Source organism: Clostridioides sp. ES-W-0018-02, assembly GCF_020658175.1.
In the GTDB taxonomy this organism is placed as follows: Bacteria; Bacillota; Clostridia; order Peptostreptococcales; family Peptostreptococcaceae; genus Clostridioides.
In genome coordinates, this window is sequence record NZ_JACVVY010000054.1 from 1 (window position 1) to 389 (window position 389).

The window sequence follows — 389 nt, forward strand, 5'->3', positions numbered from 1 at the left end:
GTGGCCCTGGTGGCCCTGTTGCTCCAGCTGCTCCATCTGCTCCTGTTGGGCCTTTTCTCCCTCTTCCTCTATTTGCTCCTGTTTCTCCTGTTGCTCCTTTTGGACCTGTTGGACCTGTTGCTCCATCTGCCCCTGTATTTCCTGTTGCTCCTGTTGGGCCTATCAATCCATTTGCTCCTGTTGCTCCTGTTGGGCCTGTTGGACCTGTCGCTCCAGGTGTTCCTGTTGCTCCTGTTGGACCTATTAAACCTGTTGCTCCTGTTATTCCTACTCCTGTTGCTCCTGTTGGACCTGTTGGACCTGCCAGTCCATCTGCTCCTGTTGCTCCTGTTGCTCCTGTTGGACCTGCCAGTCCATCTGCTCCTGTATCTCCTGTTGCTCCTGTCGGC

1 pseudogene is annotated in these 389 nt (G+C 54.8%); it reads right to left on the bottom strand.

Features of this window, described 5'->3' with window-relative positions:
* A pseudogene (locus IC219_RS21420) lies at positions 1 to 389 on the bottom strand (collagen-like protein); the annotation flags it as partial.